At 39.5% G+C, this 25,292-nt stretch carries 21 protein-coding genes and 2 tRNA genes; 14 read left to right on the top strand and 9 right to left on the bottom strand.

The features are described 5' to 3' along the window. Positions 1–2,013: a phytase gene (locus L0668_RS01840; protein ID WP_235310353.1), complete on the top strand. Its 2,013-nt coding sequence runs from the start codon at positions 1–3 to the stop codon at positions 2,011–2,013. Positions 2,014–2,241: 228 nt separating this feature from the next. Next, positions 2,242–2,318 (top strand) — tRNA-Pro (locus L0668_RS01845). A gap of 920 nt (positions 2,319–3,238) precedes the next feature. On the opposite strand, the gene L0668_RS01850 is transcribed toward L0668_RS01845, so the two are convergent. Beyond that, the gene (locus tag L0668_RS01850; RefSeq protein WP_235310354.1) at positions 3,239–4,432 is read right to left on the bottom strand and encodes a hypothetical protein; all 1,194 of its coding nucleotides are present in this window, start codon (positions 4,430–4,432) and stop codon (positions 3,239–3,241) included. A gap of 471 nt (positions 4,433–4,903) precedes the next feature. On the opposite strand from L0668_RS01850, the gene L0668_RS01855 reads away from it, so the two are divergent. Genes L0668_RS01855 through kduI form a run of 5 tightly spaced genes read left to right on the top strand, consistent with a single transcriptional unit; the run spans position 4,904 to position 9,400 of the window. Further along, positions 4,904–5,902 carry a TRAP transporter substrate-binding protein gene (locus L0668_RS01855; RefSeq protein ID WP_235310355.1) on the top strand — a complete coding sequence of 333 codons (999 nt, stop codon included), beginning with the start codon at positions 4,904–4,906 and terminating at the stop codon, positions 5,900–5,902. After that, positions 5,895–6,422 (top strand): TRAP transporter small permease, encoded by a 528-nt coding sequence (locus L0668_RS01860; protein ID WP_235310356.1) that lies wholly within the window; start codon positions 5,895–5,897, stop codon positions 6,420–6,422. The genes L0668_RS01855 and L0668_RS01860 overlap by 8 nt, the downstream gene beginning before the upstream one ends. Beyond that, a complete protein-coding gene (locus L0668_RS01865; RefSeq protein ID WP_235310357.1) occupies positions 6,415–7,707 on the top strand; it encodes a TRAP transporter large permease in 1,293 nt (430 codons plus the stop codon). Before L0668_RS01860 ends, L0668_RS01865 begins: the two co-directional genes overlap by 8 nt. Positions 7,708–7,766: 59 nt before the next feature. Beyond that, complete coding sequence (locus L0668_RS01870) at positions 7,767–8,540, top strand: SDR family NAD(P)-dependent oxidoreductase (protein ID WP_235310358.1); 774 nt, start codon at positions 7,767–7,769, stop codon at positions 8,538–8,540. A gap of 29 nt (positions 8,541–8,569) precedes the next feature. Further along, complete coding sequence (gene kduI / locus L0668_RS01875) at positions 8,570–9,400, top strand: 5-dehydro-4-deoxy-D-glucuronate isomerase (RefSeq protein WP_235310359.1); 831 nt, start codon at positions 8,570–8,572, stop codon at positions 9,398–9,400. Between the two features lie 873 nt (positions 9,401–10,273). Here kduI and L0668_RS01880 read toward each other — a convergent pair. From L0668_RS01880 to L0668_RS01900, 5 genes are all read right to left on the bottom strand, one after another. Further along, complete coding sequence (locus L0668_RS01880) at positions 10,274–11,293, bottom strand: IS110 family RNA-guided transposase (protein ID WP_235310360.1); 1,020 nt, start codon at positions 11,291–11,293, stop codon at positions 10,274–10,276. A 209-nt stretch (positions 11,294–11,502) separates the two neighbouring features. Next, positions 11,503–11,579, bottom strand: a tRNA-Val gene (locus L0668_RS01885). A 137-nt stretch (positions 11,580–11,716) separates the two neighbouring features. Beyond that, a complete protein-coding gene (locus tag L0668_RS01890) occupies positions 11,717–12,727 on the bottom strand; it encodes a DUF3080 family protein (RefSeq protein WP_235310361.1) in 1,011 nt (336 codons plus the stop codon). A 5-nt stretch (positions 12,728–12,732) separates the two neighbouring features. Continuing rightward, on the bottom strand, positions 12,733–13,476 hold the full coding sequence (locus tag L0668_RS01895; RefSeq protein WP_235310362.1) for a pteridine reductase: 744 nt from the start codon (positions 13,474–13,476) through the stop codon (positions 12,733–12,735). Positions 13,477–13,552: 76 nt separating this feature from the next. After that, positions 13,553–14,413, bottom strand: a complete 861-nt coding sequence (locus L0668_RS01900) for a fructosamine kinase family protein (protein ID WP_235310363.1) — start codon at positions 14,411–14,413, stop codon at positions 13,553–13,555. 334 nt (positions 14,414–14,747) lie between these two features. Between L0668_RS01900 and thrS the strand changes: the two genes are divergently transcribed. The 4 genes from thrS (at position 14,748) to rplT (ending at position 17,916) form a co-directional block, all read left to right on the top strand. Continuing rightward, positions 14,748–16,661, top strand: coding sequence for a threonine--tRNA ligase (thrS, locus tag L0668_RS01905; protein WP_235310364.1), 1,914 nt, complete (start codon positions 14,748–14,750; stop codon positions 16,659–16,661). 38 nt (positions 16,662–16,699) lie between these two features. Next, positions 16,700–17,227 carry a translation initiation factor IF-3 gene (infC, locus tag L0668_RS01910; RefSeq protein ID WP_235310365.1) on the top strand — a complete coding sequence of 176 codons (528 nt, stop codon included), beginning with the start codon at positions 16,700–16,702 and terminating at the stop codon, positions 17,225–17,227. A 118-nt stretch (positions 17,228–17,345) separates the two neighbouring features. Next, positions 17,346–17,543 carry a 50S ribosomal protein L35 gene (gene rpmI, locus L0668_RS01915; protein ID WP_235310366.1) on the top strand — a complete coding sequence of 66 codons (198 nt, stop codon included), beginning with the start codon at positions 17,346–17,348 and terminating at the stop codon, positions 17,541–17,543. A 16-nt stretch (positions 17,544–17,559) separates the two neighbouring features. Then, positions 17,560–17,916 (top strand): 50S ribosomal protein L20, encoded by a 357-nt coding sequence (gene rplT / locus L0668_RS01920; RefSeq protein ID WP_235310367.1) that lies wholly within the window; start codon positions 17,560–17,562, stop codon positions 17,914–17,916. Between the two features lie 118 nt (positions 17,917–18,034). Here the strand turns inward: rplT and L0668_RS01925 are convergent, their stop codons facing one another. Continuing rightward, entirely contained in the window at positions 18,035–19,132 is a 1,098-nt protein-coding gene (locus L0668_RS01925) for a polysaccharide lyase family 7 protein (RefSeq protein ID WP_370659878.1), read from the bottom strand. A 317-nt stretch (positions 19,133–19,449) separates the two neighbouring features. Between L0668_RS01925 and pheS the strand changes: the two genes are divergently transcribed. From pheS to L0668_RS01940, 3 genes are read left to right on the top strand one after another with little or no spacing between them, the layout of a single operon-like run. Then, entirely contained in the window at positions 19,450–20,430 is a 981-nt protein-coding gene (pheS, locus tag L0668_RS01930; RefSeq protein WP_235310368.1) for a phenylalanine--tRNA ligase subunit alpha, read from the top strand. 14 nt (positions 20,431–20,444) lie between these two features. Further along, positions 20,445–22,829 (top strand): phenylalanine--tRNA ligase subunit beta, encoded by a 2,385-nt coding sequence (gene pheT / locus L0668_RS01935; protein WP_235310369.1) that lies wholly within the window; start codon positions 20,445–20,447, stop codon positions 22,827–22,829. 4 nt (positions 22,830–22,833) lie between these two features. Next, complete coding sequence (locus L0668_RS01940; RefSeq protein WP_235310370.1) at positions 22,834–23,130, top strand: integration host factor subunit alpha; 297 nt, start codon at positions 22,834–22,836, stop codon at positions 23,128–23,130. A 114-nt stretch (positions 23,131–23,244) separates the two neighbouring features. On the opposite strand, the gene L0668_RS01945 is transcribed toward L0668_RS01940, so the two are convergent. Together L0668_RS01945 and L0668_RS01950 are read right to left on the bottom strand one after the other, a co-directional pair. Next, the gene (locus L0668_RS01945) at positions 23,245–24,435 is read right to left on the bottom strand and encodes an amino acid aminotransferase (protein WP_235310371.1); all 1,191 of its coding nucleotides are present in this window, start codon (positions 24,433–24,435) and stop codon (positions 23,245–23,247) included. A gap of 83 nt (positions 24,436–24,518) precedes the next feature. Beyond that, on the bottom strand, positions 24,519–25,280 hold the full coding sequence (locus tag L0668_RS01950; RefSeq protein ID WP_235310372.1) for an NRDE family protein: 762 nt from the start codon (positions 25,278–25,280) through the stop codon (positions 24,519–24,521). Between the last annotated feature and the right edge of the window lie 12 nt (positions 25,281–25,292).

Genomic DNA, 25,292 nt, shown 5'->3' on the forward strand with positions numbered 1-25,292 from the left:
ATGAAGTCACTTTATTTAGGTTTGATTGGCCTTGGCTTGTTAGCGGGTTGTCAAACCGTTCCAGCACAATTAGATACAAGTGGTGCGTTAAGTCTTAGCACTCAAGTTGCGTCATTAGACGCTGCTAGCAAGAATAATATAACTGGCAAATCTGCCACCCCAGTTATGTATAACAAGCAAACGTATTGGTTGTTAACTAGTGAGAGCCAAGGTGTGGTATTAACCGATGCTAATGGCAAAGTGCTCAGTTTATTTGCTGGCAATATGGAAGCTCTTGATTGGCGTGACAATATTCAAATTGGTGATAAAAGTTACGGCATGATCACTACACTTGATAATGACTCAGGTCAAATTTTAGTATTAGGCTTAGATTGGCAAAACAAACAACTGTCTTTATTAAAAACCTTAGCCAAAACCGATGCGCAAGTAGAAGCGGTATGTTGGTATAAAATGCCTCAAGGGCACTTGTCTGTATTTATCGCCAATACTTTAGGCTCTATTGAGCAGCGTATTCTTGTTGATGGCAAACGTCATAGTTTAGTTGATCAAAAGGTTCACGACTTTATTGGCGCCCCCGAAACCAAAGCCTGTGCAGTGGATGACACTAGCGCAAGCTTGTATGTGGTTGAAGCCAACATAGGTGTATGGCGTTACTCCGCTGATCCCGAGTCAGAGCTTTATCGTGATTTGGTTTCAGCCACTAAACCTTTTGGGTCTATTGACGGTGAAGTGACAGATGTTGAGGTGTTAACCAATGGCGATCTATTAATCAGTGCCCCTGAGCAACAAGGACTTTGGCTTGTTGATATCAGTCGTTTTAATAAAAATCGCATTAATAAAAGTAGCTTTAATAAAAGTGAGCAGGCTTATGCTACTTATATTCAGTTAAAAGGATCTGAAAAGCCTGAAACAGTCAGTGCGCTACAACAAGGTTCTAGTTTATTGTTAGGTTTATATGACGATGAAACTGAGCAATATTTTACGGCCGAGGTAACATTAGACTTACCCGTAAGACTAGCTAAGCAGGATCCTATTGAAAGTATCACGGCATTTTCCCAGACTGATCCCGTATCTGCTTTTGGTGATGCCGCAGACGACCCAGCCATTTGGGTAAACTCAGCCAATCCACAACAAAGCCGCGTGTTAGGCACCAACAAAAAACAAGGTATGTTGCTATATGATCTGCAAGGTAATTTGTTGCAACAGGTGAATATCGGCCGGGTTAACAATGTTGACTTACGTTATGGATTTTCTTTGGGGAGTAACACCTTTGATATCGCCGCTGCCAGTAATCGCACCACTAAGAGCATTAGTTTGTTTGCAATCCAGCCAGACGGCGGTGAGATTACATTTATATCAGATATTCCCACTGATTTAGGTGATGTGTATGGTTTATGTATGTATCAACAACAAGATAAATATTATGTGTTTATTAATGATACAGACGGACGCTATCAGCAGTACTTGTTAGTACCTGACAATAATCAAATTAACGGTAGGTTAGTTAGAGAGTTTCAAGTGCCAAGTCAACCAGAAGGTTGTGTAGCGGATGATTTGAATCAACAACTTTATTTTGGTGAAGAGTCCACAGGTATTTGGCAAGTAACAGCTGAGCCTGTTGATCAAGAAGCTAATTTAATTGCGATTACCTCAGACACCTTTGTGGCCGATGTAGAAGGCATGGGAATTTATCATATGGACGGTAAGCGTTATTTAGTGGCTTCAAGCCAAGGAAATAACAGTTTTGGGGTGTTTGCCCTTGATCAAGACAACCAATATTTAGGTAGCTTCAGAATTGATATGGATCTACAAAATAGAGTGGATGGGGTATCTGAAACCGACGGCTTAGAGATCACCCAAAGAAGCTTAGGAGCAGTGCTACCAGACGGTTTACTTGTGGTACAAGACGGTCGAAACCGTTTAACCGATGCGCCACAAAACTTTAAATTAGTTGATGGCACTTTGGTTAAACAACTAATAAAAGGCTGGTTAAAAGAATCGTTACAAGAGTAGTTAAAAGAGCAGGTATAAAATAGTTATAAGAAAATAACACTTGGTTGGAAATTAAATGTGATGAATTAGCACTAGGTCCTTAGCTTAAGTGCTAATTCTACGTATTTAGATTTATAGCTTGGCTACTAGAAAACCGCGCTAATTGTACAATCTCTAATCAGTTAGTTAGCTGCAATCATATTATCAATTGCAAAGCCTTAAAAAATAAGTAAACTCCCCAGCTCAAGTCGGTGTGTAGCGCAGCTTGGTAGCGCACTTCGCTGGGGGCGAAGGGGTCGTAGGTTCGAATCCTATCACACCGACCATTTATCTATTATCTCCTGTCTATATTTTCAATCTCATCACTTCAGATTAAGCGCTACTTGGTAGCGGCAGTTTTGGCTGGGGGCAAAGGGGTCATAGGTTCGAATCCTATCACACCGACCATTTATCTATTCTTCCTCGATATTCTTTAAAGTTAAATCCAGCATCATATTCTAATTGAACCGAAGACATGAGCGCGAAGCGGTCACGTCGTATTCACAATATTGTCTGGAACAATATTATTCAATACATCCATGTATTTCACGTGCTTAGCAAGCCCCTATGGGGTTCTGATTTGTTCCAACAAATCTTGGTGAGCGTGCGAAGCGCGGCCCGTAGGGAGGAGTACAGGATGTACGGAATAAATCCTATCACACCGACCATTTAATTATTATCTCCTGTCTATATTTTCAATCTCATCACTTAAGATTAAGCGCTACTTAGTAGCGGTATATTTGGCTGTGGGCGACGGGCCGTAGGCTTGGATCCTATCGCATCGACTAAATTTAAAGGCCTTCAGAGCCGAGTGTTAATTTCTTACTATCCTTTTCATAAATGTGTCCCCACTTATGTGTCCAGTTTTTGTGAAATGATGCTCTCCAATGGTTATCGGTAATTTTGATCGTTTCAAAGTATATCAAGCCTTTATGGTACATCTAATAAGTGTCATTCCTTTGCCTATAGTAAGTATGAAACTAGCAGCTTTTGATTTTGGAAAAGAATAAGTTAGGAAGTCCCACAGTATTCTAACCAACACGTTTAGCTGGTGGGACGTATCATGCCCAATTATGCAGAGTGTAAAGAGCCGCTAAAAATTAATGGGGCTGGTGTGAGGTTTGATGCTCTAGGAGGTGAAACTTCAATTATTAATGCCCATATTCTAAGCCTTACAGCAGAGATGAGAGTTTTGTTGTTTTTGCTTTTATTTACGGGGGGCCCATGCTTTTCTAGGCTTAGACTCTTTTTTTGACAGAGATAAATACTTTCTGCCGAAATAAACAACTGTAGGAAATATTATTGCTCCACATAACCACTGCCAGTTGTTTCCTAAAAAGTTACTGATACGAGCAATAAGCCCTTCGGTTATTTTTATATCGTAAGTATCTTTGTTCAAAACCCTCGGTGTTTCGAATCCGTCAACTTTAAGAAGTGCGTAAATTAAAGCGGTAACCTGTTCGTCGCCTCCTTTTAAAGGGGTCATGTTCCAACTCCAAGTAGTGGTATTGGTTCCTGATACAAATTGAACAGGATCCTCAATTGTTTCAATTTTGAAGTGTAAATCTTTGGCCTTGAGCTCCACTTTCATTCTATTCGAGAGTGTTATTTTTTTGACTAAAGGATTTTCGTTATTACTAAACTTTTCTTCGATTATGCTAGTTTGGTATGGGGTAAGAGTATAAATGGGCGTTATAGGTTTTCTAATTTCAATCTCCAAGGGAATTTTCAGCTGTCCTAGCCCAGAACTAACTGCCGTTAATATTTTATCCACTTCAAGAAGAGCATGTTTGGGGGAGAAAGTAGGTGATTCTATTAGTTTGATAGTTTGTAGCTTTTTATTCTGGTTTTCCTCAATTAATTTAGATAACTCGTTTGCTTTGCTTAATGTTTGTTCTGCTTGTCGCTCAAGTCGGCGAGCTTGTCCTGAAAACGCTTTAGCTTCTTCTCGCAGTACGTAACATTTTCCAGAATTGCATATTGGCTGGATACTACATAACTTTCCTATGGGGCATCGCCCAACCATTAGCCTTGACGCCTCCCTATCCTTTGAACGTGCAATAGCCTTTTTATCAAGTGCTTTTTTTGATAAGTCTGAAACCTTATTTTCTAGCTGTTGATACGTTTTGTGGTCATTTTCTAGACTATCATCCAACAATTTTAATTTTGCTTGAACGTCAGTAAGTTCCTTTTCATAAAGAATATTTAATAGTTCAGGCAAGCTGAAATCAGAATTAGAAGCTGTGTTATTCAGTGAATTGTTATCCGTTTTGGCGGACACTAAGTGCGATGTAAAGGCCAGTACAAGCAAAGCGTAAATAAATGGGCGTAGATATTTACTCCAAAAGCGTAAAAATAACGTAAAAGGCAAGGTCGCGCGCTTTAAAGTTAGTGATTTCATATTGAGCTCAAAATTTCAATCCATGAATGAAAATGAGTATACGACCATTAAATGAGTTGTGCAAAAAACAGACTGTTTTAATCGGGGGAGGTATGAAATCTTATTCACTTGATAGAGTCTGATAACTATTTTAGATCTTAAGTCTTATTACAGCCGATTGTTTTATAACCACTTTACAACCGGTTATTAACCTTAATGCGCATGGCGGGTTATGGTTTTAGTCTTTTTAAGTCATTTACATTTACACTAACAATTGTTACATGTATGATAACCGATAACCTGATTAGGTGGTCTGGCCTTAATAAATAATTGAAGGTCAGGCAATGAGTAAGGACCATTCTTGGCTGACATGAGTGAGAAAAAATTTAGCATCGCAATGTTTGGCGAATACGTGGGTATCGAGCATATTCAACTCCATAAATATGCAATTATCCATCGAAAGATTAATCTAGTAGTAGGAGCGATAGACCAATGAAATTTGCTTTTGCCTTAAAGACTGTTTGTGTCTTGGGGATTTTCACCTGGCTAAGTGCTTGCAGTGATGACGAGAGCCAAGTGACTAATATTCGATTGGCACATACCCTGGATGTTCAACATCCAGTGCATATGGCATTAGAGCATATGAACAGCGAACTTTTACGTATCTCAAATGGTAAAATGGCGTTGCGGATTTTTCCTTCTGGACAACTAGGTTCAGAACGAGAAATTATTGAGTTACTGCAAATTGGTAGCTTAGGTATGACTAAAGTATCAGCTAGTTCACTCGAAGCCTTTGTACCGCAAATGAAAGTGTTTAGCCTGCCTTATTTATTTCAAGATCAAACCCATTTTTGGAACACCCTGCAAGGTGAAATAGGCCAACGTTTGTTAGATGCTGGTAGCCAGTATCGAGTGAAAGGGCTGGGATATTTTGATGCGGGCAGTCGCAGCTTTTACACCACGAAACAAAAAGTAGAAAAACCTCAAGACTTAAACGGATTAAAAATTCGTGTGATGAATAGCCAATCAGCGGTGGAAATGGTTAATACCATAGGTGGTGCTGCGACTCCTGTGAGTTTTGGTGAATTATATACGGCTTTGCAACAGGGCATTGTTGCTGGGGCTGAAAACAATCCGCCTAGTTTCTATTACTCAAAACATTATGAGGTGAGTCAGTACTACATTTTAGACGAACATACCTCTATTCCAGATGTGATTATTATTGGTACGCATATGTGGAATAACCTGTCTGATCAAGAACAAGCCTGGTTAACCCAAGCAATGCATTTAGCCACTGAGTACCAAAAACAGCTTTGGGCTGAATCCACTCAGATGTCTTTAGAAAAAGTAAAAGAGGCTGGTGTGACAGTGTTAAAAGCGGATAAAAGTTTATTTCAAAACAGCGTTCAACCCATTTTTGATGAACTTAAAGGTAGCGATTTAGAACCTTTGATCAACGAAATAAAAGCATTGGGGCAGGCTAATGAATAATTTGGTTTCTAGTATTAATGGTATCGACAAAGTCCTAAGAGTAGCTTTAGCTATCATGATGGCACTCTTGGTGATTGACGTAACTTGGCAAGTATTAACGCGCTTTATTTTACCGCAGCCCAGTTCATTTACTGAAGAAGTCGCCAGGTTTTTACTGATTTGGATAAGCCTGATCGGCGGTGCATACGCCTATAAATTACATAGCCATTTAGGATTTGATCTATTTGTTAGAAATCTAAGCATGCCTAATGCAGTGTTTATGTTTCGGTTGTGTTGTGTCTTAGTTGCCATATTTGCCATTTGGGTGTTAATTATTGGTGGTGGTAATTTGGTCTTTCTTACTTGGTTGTTAGGGCAACATTCCCCAGTTTTAAACGTGCCTATGGCAGGAGTCTATCTAGCCATTCCGCTCAGTGGTTGTTTATTTTTGCTATACAGCACGTTTTTCTTTTTAAATGCTAAGAATGTGGTCACAGCCTCCAAAGAAGACGCATTAGAGTTGGAGAATGACCATGACTAGTTTGATTTTGTTCGGCATATTCGCGCTATTATTGTTGATTAACCTGCCAATCGCATTGGCTATAATATTTGCTACTTTAGTGACTATGTTAGCCACTATAGATACCTTGCCTGCATTAACTACCATAGCGCAACGCTTAGTGGCCGGTATCGATAGTTTTGCACTGCTGGCTATCCCTTATTTCATTTTGTCTGGTTATTTGATGGGGCAGGGCGGTATTGCCGCTAGACTCATTAATTTTGCTAAAGTACTAGTGGGTAGATTACCCGGTGGTTTAGCCTTTGTGAACGTGATTTCTTGTGCCTTGTTTGGCTCAATTTCTGGCTCAGCGGTGGCTGCTACATCTGCCATTGGTGGATTTATGATCCCAGCCATGAAAAAAGAAGGCTACGACAAACCGTTTAGCACTGCAGTGACTGTTACGGCTGCCACTACGGGCATGCTTATCCCACCTAGTAATATTTTGATCATTTACTCTTTAGCTAGCGGTGGTGTATCTATTGCTGCGTTATTTATTGCTGGTTACTTGCCTGGTATTTTAGTCACATTGTTATTGATAATAGCGAGTGCTTTGTATGTAAAACGCAAGGGCATTAAGCCTATTTCAAGTGATCAAATTGATCCTTTTATCCCCGCATTTATTGGGGCTATTCCTAGCTTATTGCTTATTGTATTGATTATTGGCGGCATTATTGGAGGTTTTTTTACGCCAACAGAAGCTGGGGCCATTGCGGTACTTTATTCGTTAGCCTTGTCTGTTGGAATTTATCGTGAAATATCCTTGAAAGACTTGTATCCAATTTTGCTTAAATCGGTGAATACTACCGCAATTGTCATGTTATTAATTGGGGCTTCATCTGCCATGTCTTGGCTGATGTCTTATGAGTCGATTCCTCAAACCATAAGTCAAACCTTACTGACGTTATCAGAAAATCCGTTGATTATCCTGCTAATAATCAACTTAACCTTGTTGGTGATTGGTACCTTTATGGATATGACGCCAGCGGTACTTATTTTTACTCCTATTTTTTTGCCGGTGGCTGAAATGTTAGGCATATCGCCATTACATTTTGGGATCATGATGATTCTAAACTTATCAATTGGCTTATGTACGCCACCAGTAGGTAGTGTGTTATTTGTAGGATGTAGTATTGGCAAGGTCAATATTAGCCAAGTGATTAAACCAATTTTACCTTTGTATGGCGCAATGGTGTTGGCTTTGATTTTAGTCACTGCGTTTCCTGCAATCAGCGAGTTTTTACCTCAACTGTTAGGCTTAATTTAATCCTTTGGTTAACAGGTTGAGTGTATTTTTTTAATTTTTACTAAATGTGGAAAAGAACAATGCAAGATTATTTAACGAAACAATTTGGTTTAGAAAACAAAGTAGCGATAGTCACAGGCGCAAGTCGCGGACTAGGTCAAGCTATGGCTATCGCACTAGGTGAAGCTGGCGCTAAAGTTGTGGCGGTAGGTTCACGAATTGAAAGTGTTACGGCCACCATTGAAATACTCAAGAGCAAAAATGTTGAGTGTTTAGCTTTAGGTTGTGATCAAGGTAAAGGTGATGAAATCAATGCCGTTGTAGAAACGGTTATTAGTACTTACGGCCAAATTGATATTTTAATTAACAATGCAGGCACGATTAAACGTTCACCCGCCCATGAGTTTTCTGATGAAGATTGGAACGAAGTGATTAACGTTAATCTTAATGGTGTATTTAAATTTTGTCGTGAAGCTGGCAAACATATGCTTAAACAGGGCTCAGGAAAAATCATTAATGTTGCCTCATTATTGAGTTTTTCGGGTGGTATTACTGTGCCGGCCTATGCGGCTAGTAAAGGTGGCGTAGCGCAAATTACTAAAGCGTTAGCTAACGAATGGGCTAACTCTAATATTCAAGTGAATGCTATCGCACCAGGCTACTTCGAAACCGATAATACTGAAAACTTACGTAAAGATTCAGCACGCTTCAAAAGTATCAGCGACCGTATTCCCGCTGGCGTTTGGGGTAAACCTGAAGATCTAGCCGGTGCTGCAGTCTTTTTATCAAGCAAAGCATCTAGTTATATGAATGGTCACGTGATGTTAGTCGATGGCGGCTGGATGGCGCGCTAGCGTTTAATTAATTTATTTAGGAGTGATGTATGGATTTCATGTTTTCGGCTGATATCAGAAGTTATAAAAATATGCGTAATGATGAATTACGTGAAGCCTTTGTTACCGCACCATTGTTTAGTGCGGGTGAAATTAATTTAACCTACACTGACGTTGATCGTGGTGTGGTTGGCGGGATTGTACCTACCCAAGCGTCAATCAAGTTACCGACCCATAAAGAGCTAGCTGCAGACTATTTTTGTCAGCGCCGTGAAGCAGGTGTTATCAATATTGGTGGAGCAGGGAAAATTACCGTTGATGGCGAAACCTTTGATATGTCTAAGAAGGACAGTTTATATATAGCCAAAGAAAGCAAAGAAGTGGAGTTTTTCTCAACTGACGCCGCTGATCCTGCAAAGTTTTACCTTGTGTCTTATCCTGCCCATAGAGTAACAAAAACAGTACATGTGCCTAAAAGTGCAGCCCACACTATTGAATTAGGCTCTCAAGCTACGTCTAACGAAAGAACTATCTTTCAGTCAATTCGACCAGGTATTGTGGATAGTTGCCAGCTAGTGATGGGGATTACTGAGCTAAAAGAAGGCAGCGTTTGGAATACTAAACCTCCACATACCCATTTTAGACGTACTGAAATATATATGTATTTTGATTTGCCAGAAGATGAAAAAGTGTTTCATTTAATGGGGGAGCCAGCTGAAGTGCGTACTTTACCGCTAGATAAAGAAGTGGCAATAGCGTCTCCAAGTTGGTCGATTCATAGTGGTGTAGGCACCACAAACTATACGTTTGTATGGGCTATGGGTGGTGAGAACCAAGAGTTTGATGATATGGACCATTTAAAAATATCTGAGTTACGTTAGTCAGATATTGACAGTTATTAAGACAAATTAATTGGCAAAGGCAAGAATGTTTTCATTCACTAATAATAATTCGCCTTTGAATATCCTCTGTCCCTACCAACAAAGGAGAGAGCTCACATACTAATAAGATGAGCATCAATTAACTCAAATCTTGCCATTCGGCATAAATAATTTTGTAGCCAAGTGTTAGTCGTACTTGGCTTTTTTGTTTTCTTTACAAAGTTGAGCAGATATCAGCCGTTACTCGGAACTCATCCAATGATTTTTGATTAAAGGCGTTGATAATGTATGAAGAAATCTACACAGAAATATTCGAGTTAAAATACTATTGGAGCTAGCTTAAATAGTGTTTTAGAAACTTAATTTTATTTAATATTTAACCTGAGTTCTGGATAAGGAGTATCGTTTAAACTTAATTTAACGATATAATTCAATTGCTTAATGCAACCCATCCAACTCTCCGCACTTAAAGGGTCACTCGGTGACGAAATTTTTCGTGTTTTCTCGTCAATACTAACGCGGATTGTCGTACGTAATAACGTGTTATTGCTAGACAATCCAACGCAGCTAGGCACAAAAAGAGCGTTATCGGGAGGTTCGGCTTATCCAGTATTCATATATGGTCTCCTCCCGTATTGCAAGGTTTTCCATTTCGATAACAGGGACAGGATTGCTGTCATATATACGGTCTTTCACTAGCTTTTTGGAGCTATGACCTCGATGTATTTCGCGCATATCGTCCTAATCAGGTTATCGGTATGTGACTACCGCTGAACTCTACAGGTTTTCAATATGCCGGTTTGACCTGTTATGTCATCTTAATGTAAACCAACGCAATTCGTGGTGAGTGTTACTTTTTACTTACTTCTAGCGTTAACTTTTTAGTGGCCGATATTCACTTTCCTTCACTGATATAGCCCAAGCCATTCTTGCCATTTTATTAGCGTAAGCTATACACGCTCGATTATGTCCTCTGGTGTGCACCAAATGGTTTATCCAATTACTGAGGGTATCCTCTTTCTTTTTAGCTCTTGATACGACAGCTTTTGCTCCTTGAACCAGTAAGCATCGTAAATAGCTATTTCCGCGTTTACTAATACCTAATAATACCTGTTTCCCACCACTACTATGTTGTTTGGGGACCAAGCCCAGCGATGCCGAGACATCCCGCCCTTTGCGATAACCGGCACCATTACCCACTTCATTAAAATATGCACTGGCAACCATTGGGCCTATACCAGGAATGGTTTGCAGGCGTTGGCAAACGTCATTCTCTTTCACGCGTGTGGCTATCATTTGGTTAAACGTTTCAATATTCGCGTCCAGCTCATTCAATTGATGTTTTAGATGGGTCAGTAATTGTTTAAATGACTCACTGAGCTGATGGGTTTCATCACTTAACCATATGGGAATACGTTTGCGCAGTGTGTTAACGCCCTGATTAATACACATCCCGTATTCACTCACTAATCCTCTAATTTGGTTACACAGCGATGTGCGCTGCCTGACGGCTAATTCTCTCGCTTTATGTAGCGCTTGATTGTCTTGCTGCTCAATTGTATTCACACTCACATGGCTAACGTGATGTTGACGAACAGCGGTCGCAATCGATAGGGCATCGTTATAGTCATTTTTATTGCCTACTAAAAAGGCCTTTACATGTTGAGGCGCAATGAGCTTAACGGTATGCCCGCACATCTCAATCTCTCTTGCCCAATAATGGGCAGTGACACATGCCTCTAGCGCCACAGTACAACTGGGTATCGTCCGAAAAAAAGCCAACACATCCACTCGTTTAAGCATTTTCTTGCGGACTAATTTACCTTGCTCGCTACAGCACGTTACGTGAAATACTCTTTTTGCTATATCTAGCCCGATTGTCGTAATATTCATATTGGTCTTCTCCCGTTTGATTGTTTGGTTCAATTCAATCATGGCACATAGCTAACGCTTAGATGCCGAATTAGGGAGGAGACCATCACATCAGGTTATTTAGTAAGCTAATTCTACATCACTCAATATATACAAGTGTGCATAGTATTGATTATTGGTATTTGGAAGATAATAAAGTGTATTAACAAGGGGGATCTAATGGTAAAAATTGGTACAACCGAGTGGACTCGAACCACCGACCCCCACCATGTCAAGGTGGTGCTCTAACCAGCTGAGCTACGGTTGTATATTTATATTACTTATACTGACTCTTTCAAACACGGAATCTGAAAGCGGCGCGTATAATAACTACGCCTTTATAGCTCTGCAAGCTCTTTTTGTTAAAAGTGATTTGAGTGTGCATTAAACAATCAAAATGATGACTCAAGAGGCAGAACCTGGCTGTAAGTTACATTTTTTATACAAGTTTTGCCAAAATTTTATATGTTGGGTGAAAGCGAGTTGGTATTGCTCAAACCCTAAGATATTATGTTGATGAACATAATTTTTAAAGCTTTCAGATAGAAAAGGATGTGCTGCTAATGCGTTGAATTGAGTTTGCAGTTTATATTGGGCTTGGTTGATTTGACTGGCAATGGGTTGGATATCTTTAATGAAATAGCCTTGTAATATATTACTTAGATATTCAATTTTTGTTTTATCGTTAGGTTTTGTACAGTTCAAACTTGATGTGATCTGAGTTAACCATTCGGTGGTTTGCTCTAACTCATGGGCCAGCAACTTTTGACTTAGCCAGAGTTTGGCCGGCAGTGCGTAGACTTGCATTTGTTGCAGGCTAAACTCAAGGTTTTTACTTTCAGGATTATTACTGTCGATATTCAATAAATAATCTAACGCAAATATTGTTGCGCTTATGTCAGTTTGATTGGTCGCGCTAATATAATGTTGATTCGAACTAAACGCATATTTTGTTTCTGTACTTTTTTGAATTAAATCGGCCCACACATAGGGTAAGTTTTGGGTTTTGGTATCATGCCAGCTCTGCAGTTTTTGGCGTAAACTTTGATCTTCAGTTATATGTATACATTTGCTTAATTCATCTAATAGCTTTCTTTCATAAACATATCGAGTTGATGGTGTTTGGACTCGACCTAAGCTGGTGTTTCTTTGTGCAATAAGTGTTTGCAGTTGACAATGTTTTAGTTGATATAACTCAAATAATTTTATTTTTGTTTCATTAATGGGCTGAGCCAAGTCAATCAGTGAAGGGTAGGGCGGTAAACTAGTAGGATTAACCTCAGGATGTTCAACCTTTAAAACATTTTGTAAACGTGCTTGATAATTAGCAATTAAGTCAGGTAATGGTTTATGACTATTACACCCAGATAGTGTTATTAGTAAATAAACATAAAGCAGGCGTTTGCAGTCAATCATGGGTATTAGGCTTTTGTTTGTGATGAAATACTACGCCCTCCATCCACAGCTATGATTTGGCCTGATACATAATTAGCAGAAATTAAATACTCAATTGCTTGAGCTATGTCTGCTTGACTCCCCAAACGACCTGCTGGAATATGTTTTAAGATTTCTTGTTTATCTATATCACTCATTTCTTGTTCTGGCCAAAGTATTGCGCCGGGGGCTACGCCATTCACTCTAACTTCCGGTGCCAGTTCTAAGGCTAACGATTGTGTCATAGCGACTAAAGCGGATTTAGCCATGCAATATAAGGTGTGTTGTTGTAAAGGTTTAGCGGCGTGAATGTCGACCATGTTAATAATCGCACCGTTATTTTTTGCTAGTTCAGTAGAGCAAAGTTGAGATAAAAATAATGGCCCTTGCATGTTACTACCCACTAAACTGGACCAATCTTTTTCAGTGATAGTGCCAATAGGGGTAGGATAAAAGGATGAAGCGTTGTTGATTAATATATCTAACTTGCCAAATGAATCTATGGCTTGTTGGCCAATACGTTCTATTGAGGATATGTCTGATAAATCACCTTGTACTAATCGCGCAGATTTTGCTCTTTTTTGGTTGAGTTGCTTACATAAGTTTTCAGCTTCTAAACGGGAGTGATTGCAATGAATTACTACGTTTGAGCCTAAGTTATGTAGATGTTGAGCTGTGTAGGCTCCAATGCGTTTAGCACTGCCAGTAATGAAGGTAACTTTATTTTGCATAATAAAAAATTTGAAAAACTTTGGCTAAGGATATAACCGAAGTAATCGAAAACCCAGTAAATTTAACTTTTTGTGATTAACTATCTAAATTTTTAAGTATAGATTTGGCACTATCCAAATAATACCCTTCAAAAAGTAGTGCATGATTTAACGTATGGTAAAGCTGGTAAATGGGTTTACGGTATTGATAGTTAGACTCTAGAGGCCAAATTTCATTATACCCTTGATAAAATTCGTTGGGGAAACGACCAAACAATTCACTCATAGCAATATCGGTCTCTCTATCACCAAAATAAAATGCGGGGTCAAATATCACAGCCTGGTCTTTGTAAAATCCGGTATTACCCTGCCACAAGTCGCCATGTAACATGGACGCTTGTGGATTATGGCCAACCAATAATGTATGTACTGACTCTACGGCTTTATCTATGTCAGCTAGTTTATGACCATTATCAGCTAATAATTGTAATAAAAACCCAATGCGCTGTTCGGCAAAAAACTGGCTCCAATTTTTTTGCCATTTATTATTCTGTGAGGTTTTTCCGATAAAGTTATCTTCTTGCCAACCATACATATTCTGTTTGTTTTGTTGATGCATTTTAGCCAACAGTTGGCCAAATACCTGCCAGTTTTCACTGTTTCCTGGTTGCATGTGAATATATTCCAATACTAAAAAACTATGATCAGATACGACCCCATCAGTGATGACTTTCGATATTTTAAATAGCTCAGTGTCGTTAAGATGTTTTAATCCTTCAATTTCAGCTTGGAAGTTTGTATGGCGGATCTTTTCATTCACTTTGACAAAGAATCGACGTTTGCCATCTGAAACACGAAATGTTTGATGACTATCACCTTCGGGTATTTCGCGCACATCATCACAGATGAATTCTTGTTGAATGTTTTGGCTAATTTGTTCACTAATAAAATGCCACATAGTAATATCCTATAAAGACAAGACTCATTAATTATGATGTAAATAATCAACTTGTATGGTTGATTTAGTAATGTAGTCATGGTTTTTTATATTAATACGTAATTAACCAGATGGATCAGCGTTGCATACCTAAAGCATATCTCTGTATAATGCGCGCCATCTGATAAATTTTAGTTTTATCTACACATACAGACACCCGTTTTGGGTGTTTTTTAATTTTTACTCTAATGGTTTTTATTTAAATATCTTGTTTTGATTTTATGCAAAGACTAACAGTTAAAAAACATTCGCATGTGGCGCTTGGTAGGTGTCACCACTGCATTAAGGATTATTTATGCCCGTAATTACGCTTCCCGATGGCAGTCAACGCCAATTTACCCACCCCGTATCTGTATTAGATGTCGCTAACGATATAGGCCCTGGTTTAGCCAAAGCCACCATAGCTGGTAAAGTCGATGGTGTTCGCGTTGACGCCTGTGACATGATTGAACAAGATGCCAAGTTACAAATTATTACGGCTAAAGATGAAGATGGCTTAGAAATCATACGTCACTCTTGCGCTCACCTAATTGGTCACGCAATTAAACAATTGTATCCCAATGCTAAAATGGCCATTGGTCCTACAATCGATAACGGTTTTTATTACGACATCGATATGGAAGAGCCGCTACATGAAGATGATTTAGCTAAAATCGAAAAGCGCATGCTTGAGTTAGCTAAAACTAATTATCAGGTAGTCAAAAAAGTAGTGAGTTGGCAAGAAGCCCGCGATGCGTTTGAAGCCCGCGGCGAAACTTACAAAATGCAAATCCTTGATGAAAATATCGAAAAAGATGACAAACCAGGTTTGTATCATCATGAAGAATATGTCGACATGTGTCGTGGCCCTCATGTTCCAAACATGAAATTCTGTCAGCACTTTAAATTAATGAAAGTAGCTGGCGCTTATTGGCGTGGCGATAGTGACAACAAAATGTTGCAACGTGTTTATGGCACAGCATGGCCAGACAAGAAACAATTAAAGGCCTATTTAAACAGATTAGAAGAAGCCGAAAAACGTGACCACCGTAAAATTGGTAAAGCCCTCGATTTATTCCATTGGCAAGAAGAAGCGCCAGGCATGGTGTTTTGGCACAATGATGGTTGGAGTATTTACACTGAATTAGAAAAATTTGTGCGTGGTAAATTGCGCGAATACGATTACCAAGAAGTAAAAGCACCATTGATGATGGACAGAACCCTATGGGAAAAGTCAGGGCATTGGGATAAGTACGCTGAAAACATGTTTACTACTACCTCAGAAAAACGTGAGTATGCAGTTAAACCTATGAACTGCCCAGGTCATGTACAAATCTTTAATCAGGGTCTTAAATCATACCGTGATTTACCATTACGCATGGCTGAGTTTGGATGTTGTCACCGTAACGAACCCTCTGGCGCGCTTCATGGCTTAATGCGTGTACGTGGATTTACTCAAGATGATGCCCATATTTTCTGTACTGAAGAACAAATTCTACAAGAAGTAGGCGGCTGTATTGATTCGGTATACGAGATTTACAAAATCTTTGGTTTTGAAGCTATTTCTGTGAAGTTATCGACTCGCCCTGAAAAACGTGTGGGTAGTGACGAAATGTGGGACAAAGCCGAAAAAGAACTGGCTGAAGCTTTAACCTCTAAAGGTATCGAATTCCAGTACCTTCCAGGCGAAGGCGCATTTTACGGCCCTAAGATTGAATTTACCTTACATGACTGTTTAGACAGAGCTTGGCAGTGCGGAACGGTTCAACTTGATTTCTCAATGCCAGGTCGTTTAGGTTCAACTTATGTTGCTGAAGATGGTGAGCGTAAAGTTCCGGTAATGATCCATAGAGCTATTTTAGGCTCACTTGAGCGTTTTATTGGTATTTTAATTGAAGAGTATTCTGGATTTTTCCCACTTTGGTTGGCACCCACTCAAGCCGTAATCTTGAATATTACTGATAAACAGGCCGATTATTCGCAAAAAGTGCTAGAAAAGTTAAAAGAAAGTGGTATTAGAGCAAAGTTAGACTTGAGAAATGAGAAGATAGGCTTTAAAATCCGCGAGCACACGCTTAGGCGTGTCCCATATTTGCTTGTTGTTGGCGATAAAGAGATGGAAAGTGGTGAAATCGCAGTACGTTCGCGTAAAGGTGATGACCTAGGTAAAATGTCCATTGAGGCGTTTATCGAAAAAGCCATGTTAGAAGTTGACAACAAACATATCTGATTAATTTTGCGGAGGAACAACATATTAAAAGCGCTAACATGAAGGCTAAAGATTCGAATAAAGCTCGGATCAACGAAGAAATTACATTAAATGAAGTACGTTTAGTTGGTAAAGATGGTGAACCGTTAGGCGTAGTGTCTATCACTGAAGCCATGGATGCAGCAGAACAAGCAAATTTAGACTTGGTTGAAATTAGCCCTAATGCTGAGCCGCCAGTATGTAAAGTAATGGATTACGGTAAGTTCTTGTTCGAAAAGAGCAAGACACTTAAAGAGCAAAAGAAAAAACAGAAACAAATTCAGGTCAAGGAGATTAAATTTCGCCCTGGCACTGATGAAGGCGATTACCAGGTAAAACTGCGCAACCTGCGTCGCTTTTTAGAAGCGGGTGACAAGGCTAAAGTAACGATCCGTTTTCGCGGACGTGAAATGGCTCACCAAGAGATTGGCATTGAACAACTAAAACGTGTTCGCACGGATTTAGAAGACATTGCCAACTGCGAATCTTTCCCTAATAGGGTAGAGGGTCGTCAGATGATCATGGTGCTTGCCCCAATCAAGAAGTAGTTAAGGTTTACAAGTAGGTCGGACTCTGCCCCCGTTCTCACCTTGCTGCTAAATATGAAACTTAGACTTAGCGTTTCTGCAAAACAAAAAGTCTTATTAACAATGCGGAGTTTTAGCAATGCCTAAAATGAAATCCCACAGCGGAGCTGCGAAGCGTTTTAAGAAAACTGCTTCTGGTCGCTTTAAAAGTAAACAGTCTCACTTACGTCACATTTTGACTAAGAAGAGTTCTAAACGTAAACGTCACTTACGTGGCAAAAAACTAGCACATGTGGCTGACACTGCGTTGATCCAACGCATGTTACCTTACGTTTAAGACAGGAGACTAAGAAATGGCAAGAGTAAAACGTGGTGTTGTTGCACGTGCCCGTCACAAGAAGGTACTAAAGCAAGCCAAAGGTTATTATGGAGCTCGTAGTCGAGTTTATCGCGTTGCTGTACAAGCAGTAACAAAAGCTGGTCAATATGCATATCGTGACCGTCGTCAACGTAAACGTCAATTCCGTCAATTATGGATTGCGCGTATAAACGCTGCCGCTCGTCAAAATGGCATGTCTTACAGCCGTTTCATCAATGGTTTGAAAAAAGCCTCTGTTGAAATCGATCGTAAGATCTTAGCCGACATAGCGGTACATGACAAAAACGCATTTAGCGCATTAGTAGATGCTGCTAAAGGTGCTTTAGCTTAATTTTTTTTAATAAATAGTTTTAAGTTCTTTCACAGAAACGGCGAGTCAGGATGGCTCGCCGTTTTTTTATGTCTCAATTTTGATTATTTATTGTAATTGGTATAATTGGTACAAAGCGCTAGGGCGCTTCACCTTGGCTCACAGTTAATTTAGAAAAGCTCACTTTGGTATAGTCGCCATTTTTTACATCTGTTGACCAATCACCCGTTCCACCACAGCCTGTTCCCCAAAATGGATGAGTTGTACCTGCATTACATTGGTTGTATGCACCCGCTTTAAAATAGTGCCAATCGCCAGCATAACCTTTGGCAAAATCTTTCGTATCGACTTTTCCATAGGGATCAACATTATCGGCTAAGTTGACACTGTATTTTATGGTTTTGTGCCCATCAGCTGTAAAGGTTAAATGCATGGTATTTTGATACACATTCACTGAATAACTAAATGACTCACCCAAGGCGATACCTTGTTTGACTGGGTCTGCTGAGTTTTCCCAAGTATTTCCCCAAACAGGGTAGGCGATATCCATTCTATTAGGATCGTCTTTAGGTAAGTTTCTTTCATAGTTCCAAAAAACAGATCCTGTTTGATGGCCGGGGAACTTTTTGTAATAAATTTTTAGGGGTTCATTACCATATCCCAACCCATTTGCCGGAGCGCTATCTTTTCCTGCGTGGATTTGACCTACTACTACACTGTAAGAAGGGTATTTTTCAGGGTTTCCAGAAGTTGAAACTTGCTCAACTTTTAAAGTGGCTTCCATCTTGCCGCCAATTAAGCCAAATTCATTGGCTTTTGGGTGTGCACTCACAGCAAAGTTATTTTTTGGTGATTTAGTTTTAATATTTGTATTGGCACCACGCAGCATATGGCGTAATTCACTGCGGGTGTTTTTGGAGTTGGCGGTAGTGATGGCTACATTGGGTGATGCAAATACCATGTGGTTTTGAGCGTCAAGGTAAAAGTAATTAGGATGAGCAAAGGTTTGCATATCTTTTACTTTTATCTCATCAACCTTACCGTCATTATTTTTATCAAGTGGTAACGTTATTTTCCATTGATTTAGGTCAAATACTTGTGCTGGATATTCGGTATGTTTTACCGAGTTCGTAACTTTAGCTGAAGTGTTTGAACAAGCCATTACCGACATAGTTAAGGCCAGTGAAATACATGCTGTCAGGTGGTTGTTTTTAAAATTTTTGTAGGATACTTTCATAATTATTGATTACTTCTTTTTTAGATTTATTGCCTAATCAATTTTAACAAAAGCGTAAATGAATTGGTATATCTTGGTTAGACCAAAGTGTATTACCAATATTTGTTTTTGCTCTAATTTACAACTTAGCTATAAAGCCCGTTAAAATTTTTGAAATTAACTAAAAAACCTTTAGATATCCGTACTTTCCGCTATTTTGACCTAGCTTGTTCGCCTAGCTTTCGTGTAGAATCTCTGGTTCTTAAAAATGCCTAATCATGCACGCTTTTTTATGTCATGGTTAGCAATTCAAAATTTACATGTAATTCGAGGAAACTATGGATCTTGATGCCATAATTAAAGAAGCTGAAACACAAATCAACGTGGCGCAAGATGCCAACACGCTTGATGCTGTTCGTGTTGAGTTTATGGGCAAAAAAGGCCGCATGACTGAACTGCTTAAGGGCTTGGGAAAGCTTTCAAATGAGGAGCGTCCTGCTGCAGGTCAAAAAATCAATTTAGCCAAGCAACAAATTCAAAAGCTGATTCAAGCTAGAGGCGACTTGTTACGTACTCAAGAATTAAACCAAAAGTTAGCTGGCGAAAAAATTGATGTTAGTTTACCTGGCCGAGGGTTAGAGCGCGGTGGGTTACATCCAGTAACGCGCACAATTAATAGAATTGAAAGTTTCTTCAGTGAGTTAGGCTTTACCGCTAAAACCGGTCCTGAAGTAGAAGATGGTTTTCATAACTTTGATGCCTTAAACATCCCTGCTAATCATCCGGCTCGAGCTGATCACGATACCTTTTATTTTAACCCTGATGTAATGTTACGTACTCAAACATCAGGTGTACAAATCAGAACCATGGAAGTGGAACAGCCGCCACTACGTATTATTTCTCCTGGCCGCGTTTATCGTAATGATTATGATCAAACTCATACACCTATGTTTCATCAGGTAGAGGGGTTGATGGTGGACAAAAATGTTAGTTTTTCTGAGCTAAAAGGCATTTTGCATGATTTCTTGAACAACTTTTTTGAGCAGGATTTACAAGTTCGTTTTAGACCTTCTTATTTCCCGTTTACCGAGCCGTCAGCAGAGGTTGATGTAATGGGTAAAAATGGTAAATGGTTAGAAGTATTAGGTTGTGGCATGGTGCACCCTAATGTTCTAAAAGCAGTTAATATCGATCCTGAAGAATACACAGGTTTTGCTTTCGGTATGGGAGTCGAACGTTTGACTATGTTGCGTTACGAAGTGAATGACTTACGTTCGTTCTTCGAGAATGACCTTCGTTTCCTTAAGCAATTTAAATAAGTCGAGCCAATAATATGAAATTTAGTGAAAAGTGGTTAAGAGAGTGGGTTAGTCCTAGCATCTCAACTGATGAATTATCAGAGCAATTAAGTATGGCCGGCCTTGAAGTTGACGGTATAGAGACGGTAGCTGGCGAGTTTAGTGGAGTCGTAGTAGGTGAAGTGGTTGAATGTGGCCAACATCCAGATGCAGACAAATTACAAGTTACCAAAATTAACGTAGGTGACGACGAGTTACTGGATATTGTATGTGGCGCAAAAAATTGCCGTAAAGGTCTCAAAGTTGCGGTAGCTAAAGTAGGTGCAGTATTACCTGGCAATTTTAAAATTAAAAAGGCCAAGTTACGTGGCCAGCCATCTTTTGGCATGTTGTGTAGCTTTTCTGAATTAGGTATAGATGTAGAATCAGATGGTATTTTAGAGTTGCCAGCAGATGCGTCAATTGGCCAAGATATTCGTGAATTCTTGCAACTTGAAGATGTAACAATTGAAGTGGACTTAACCCCCAACCGTGCTGATTGTTTAGGCATAAAAGGTTTAGCCCGTGAAGTAGGTGTATTGAATCAAGCAAATGTTTCTGAGCCAGAAATCACAGCTGTTGAATCTACTATATCTGACAGTCGTAATATTCAATTATTAGATCCTGAGTTATGCCCCCGCTATTTAGGCCGTGTGATAAAAGGCATTAACCTAAATGCTGTTACTCCTATATGGATGGCGGAGAAATTAAGGCGTTCAGGTGTACGTAGTATTGATCCTGTGGTGGATGTTACTAATTTCGTTTTATTAGAGTTAGGGCATCCAATGCACGCTTTTGATAATGACAAATTATCGGGTGATGTCATTGTTAGGCTGGCTAAACAAGATGAAAAATTAACCTTGTTAGACGGCAATGAAGTGACTTTGAAAGACAACACTCTAGTGATTGCTGATAAAGACAAAGCTCTGGCCATGGCAGGGGTTTTTGGTGGTTTAGATTCAGGTGTCACTGAAAACTCTAAAGATATCTTTTTAGAAAGTGCATTTTTTGCTCCAGATGCCATCAAAGGCAAAGCCCGCCAATACGGTTTACACACAGACGCTTCACATAGGTATGAGCGTGGTGTTGATCCTCAGTTACAACGCACAGCAATGGAGCGTGCTACAAACTTGTTACTTGAAATTGTAGGTGGTGAAGCAGGCCCAGTGGTTGAGGCAGTAGAAGAGTCTCACTTGCCTAAAGTGCAAGAGGTGACATTGCGTCATAGCCGTTTAACTAAAGTGTTAGGTGTAGAAATATTCGAAGATACAATCTCAGATATTATTCAACGATTAGGCTTTGATATGAGTCTGAATGATGGCGTATGGCAGGTGTCTGTGCCCGCTTACCGTTTTGATATTAGTATTGAAGAAGACTTAATTGAAGAAGTTGCTCGGGTGTATGGTTATAACCAAATTCCTAATGTGGCCCCGGTCTCTTCACTTAAAATGTCTAAAGGTCAAGAACAAGAAGTTGATTTAAAACAGCTAAAAAATGTGTTGGTTGAAGCTGAATATCAAGAAGCTATTACCTATTCATTTGTTGATCCAAAAATTCAGAGCTTATTATATCCTGAAATAAACGGCTTGGTATTGCCTCATCCCATTTCCTCAGAAATGTCAGTGATGCGTGTGAGTTTGTGGACGGGCTTATTACAAGCGGTTTCTTATAACCAAAAACGTCAACAATCCCGTGTACGCTTGTTTGAATCTGGTTTACGTTTTATGCCTGATGCCAATGAAAAAACAGGAGTGAGACAAGAATTAGTATTAAGTGGGGTGGTATCGGGAAATTTAGCTGACGAAAGTTGGAATACTGAAACCAGAGCCATTGACTTTTTTGACGTCAAAAGTGATGTTGAGAATATTTTAGACAGCGCTGGCGTGACTGGGTATCAATTTGTCGCTGAGCAACATTCTGCATTACATCCAGGTCAAAGTGCAGCGATTTATCAAAATGATAAGCTGTTAGGTTTCTTAGGTGCTATTCATCCCCAGTTTGAAAAAGCCTTAGGCTTAAATGGCCGAGCATTTGCCTTTGAGCTAGATTTTACTGCCTTAGGAGTGAAAAAGTTACCTAAACTAGAAGAAATTTCAAAATTTCCTGCAAATCGACGTGACATTGCTATCGTTGTAGACGATGATAAAGTGGTTGGCGAAATTTTGACTTGTATAGAAAAATTTGGCGCAAATCAATTAGTTGGCCTAAACTTGTTCGACGTATATAAAGGTAAGGGAATTGCTGAAGGTAAGAAAAGCTTAGCAATATCACTTATTTTGCAGGATAAGACCAAAACGTTGGAAGAAAGTGACATACAAGCAACTGTTGATGGAATTGTAGCTGAGTTATCAGAAAAATTTGAAGCATCTTTGAGGGATTGACTAAATGGCATTAACCAAAGCCGAAATGGCGGAACACTTATTTGAGAAACTGGGTCTTAACAAGCGAGATGCGAAAGATCTTGTAGAGACTTTTTTTGAAGAGATACGTGAAGCTTTAGAATCAGGAGAGCAAGTAAAGCTGTCTGGTTTTGGTAATTTTGACCTAAGACAAAAAAGTGAACGTCCAGGAAGAAACCCTAAAACAGGTGAAGATATCCCTATTAAGGCTCGTAAAGTAGTGACCTTTAGACCAGGTCAAAAACTAAAGAGTAGGGTAGAAAACTCTAAACCATCGGAATAAATCTATTTTCTTGTTTCGCAAAATTTAGATACAAAAAACCGGCAATGTAAATTAGCCGGTTTTTTTATGCTTGTCGTTTTTCTTATATAACAGCTAGCTTATAAAACAAATAGACTATAAAACAGACACCAGAGCTTTAGCTAAAGTATCAACATTAGCTTTACTGATACCCGCTATGTTCACACGACTAGAGCCAACAAAATAAACACTGTGTTGGTCACGCACTGCTTGTACTTGTTCTGGCGTGATACATAAGAACGAAAACATACCTTTTTGCTTCTTAACAAACTCAAAGTCTTTGCTTGAGCCATATTCATTCATTTTAGCTACCAATAAACCGCGTAAGTCTTGCATGCGTACACGCATGTCTTCAACTTCTGTTTTCCACTCGGCACATAGGGTTTCATCATTAAGAATAATGTCAACTAATGCTCCACCGTATGAAGGAGGCATTGAATAGATACCACGAGCGATAGATTGAATTTGAGACTGAATTGCTTTACGAGTTTCTGAGTTCGGTGTCACCATAACAGCAATACCGACTCTTTCACGATATAAGCCAAAGTTCTTAGAGCACGACGCGGCAATCACAACCTCTGGTAGGTTGTTCACTAAAAGCCTCATACCATAAGCATCTTCTTCTAAACCATCACCAAAGCCTTGGTAAGCCACGTCCACGAAAGGAATGAACCCCGTTTGTTGTGCGGTTTCTAGTACCACTTGCCATTGCTCATTAGTTAAGTCTGCGCCAGTAGGGTTATGGCAGCATCCGTGTAGTAATACTACATCACCTTTTTTAACTTGTTTTAGGCTGTCGATCATGGCGTCAAATTTGATGCTGGCGCTGTCTTTATCAAAATACGGATAGGTTTCAATGTTTAAGCCGGCATTACCAATCAATGGAATATGATTTGCCCAAGTAGGATCACTTACCCAAACTGTTAATGTATCGTCACAACGCTTAATCAGCTCAGCTAAAATTCTCAAAGCTCCACAACCACCTGGCGCTTGCACGGCTGCAATTCTATCGGCTAGTAATACTGGGTTAGCTTTGCCCAACATCAATTGCAACATGCCATCGATATACCCTTGTACACCTTGAGGTGTGATATAGGTTTTTGAGTCTTCTTTACCTAACAGAATGGTTTGTGCCTTAGCAACTGAATTTAAGATCGGAGTGCGACCTTGTTCATCTTTATAGACACCTACACCTAAATCTATTTTGTTAGGGTTTGTATCCGCTTTAAAAGCGGTAGATAAACCTAAAATAGGGTCGGCAGGAAGTTGCGGAAGTACTTCAAACATGATGTTCCTTAGTGGTAATTAATAATAGAAGAAGTTTGGCGGTATTATGTCACTAACTGCAAAATATTCGAGTTAATTTCGCACTAATTTATATTGAAATGAAAGTTTTGTTTGGAGGTGCAAACAGCCTGACTATTGTAGGTTCGTTCTTGCCAGTTAACCTTATGATTTTTATCGATAGTTAACACAGTTGACGAGCGAGTTCCGTAGTCGTCACCTTGAATAAAGATTGAAGACAAGTGTCTTTCTAATTCTATGGGCACACCGGTTTTAGGTAGGTGGGGATCGTCAGCTTTGGTGTTGTCGAGTAATAGCTCAAATAGCGTATTTGCATCAATGGGGAAGTCTGAACGGCAATATTCTTCTAGTTGAGATACGCCTTTTTGAATTTTGGGCCAGGGACTATTTAAATTGGCATTGGATAACCCATACACACCTGTATCTAACGCTTGAAGTGTATCAAGGTGATTATTGTAAACAGAAAGTTTATTCCACTGGCCAAACAATAAGTTGTAACCATTATACTGATGTTTAGTTTGAGCTAATGTTTGGGCGTAATCTACATTAGGGGTTTCAAGGTATTGACTAACCAATGTGCCTCGAGTAATGGCTTGATTATTCACTTTTTCAGGGTTGCGAATGTTAGTTAAAGCTGCGATAAACCCGTCTTGATTAATCCCCATCCAAGAGCCCCCAGCGACTAAATCTTTGCCAGCTAACACTTGTTCTGTTTTAGGCCAAAAATGCGACTCTGCCGTTTGGCGATTAAAAAACTCATCACGATTAGCCGCAATAATTAATGGATAATCTTTATGTTGATTGACGGCAACAAATAAAATACACATTTTCTAAAGCTT

This window comes from Paraglaciecola algarum, from assembly GCF_021532655.1.
Lineage (GTDB): Bacteria > Pseudomonadota > Gammaproteobacteria > Enterobacterales > Alteromonadaceae > Paraglaciecola > Paraglaciecola algarum.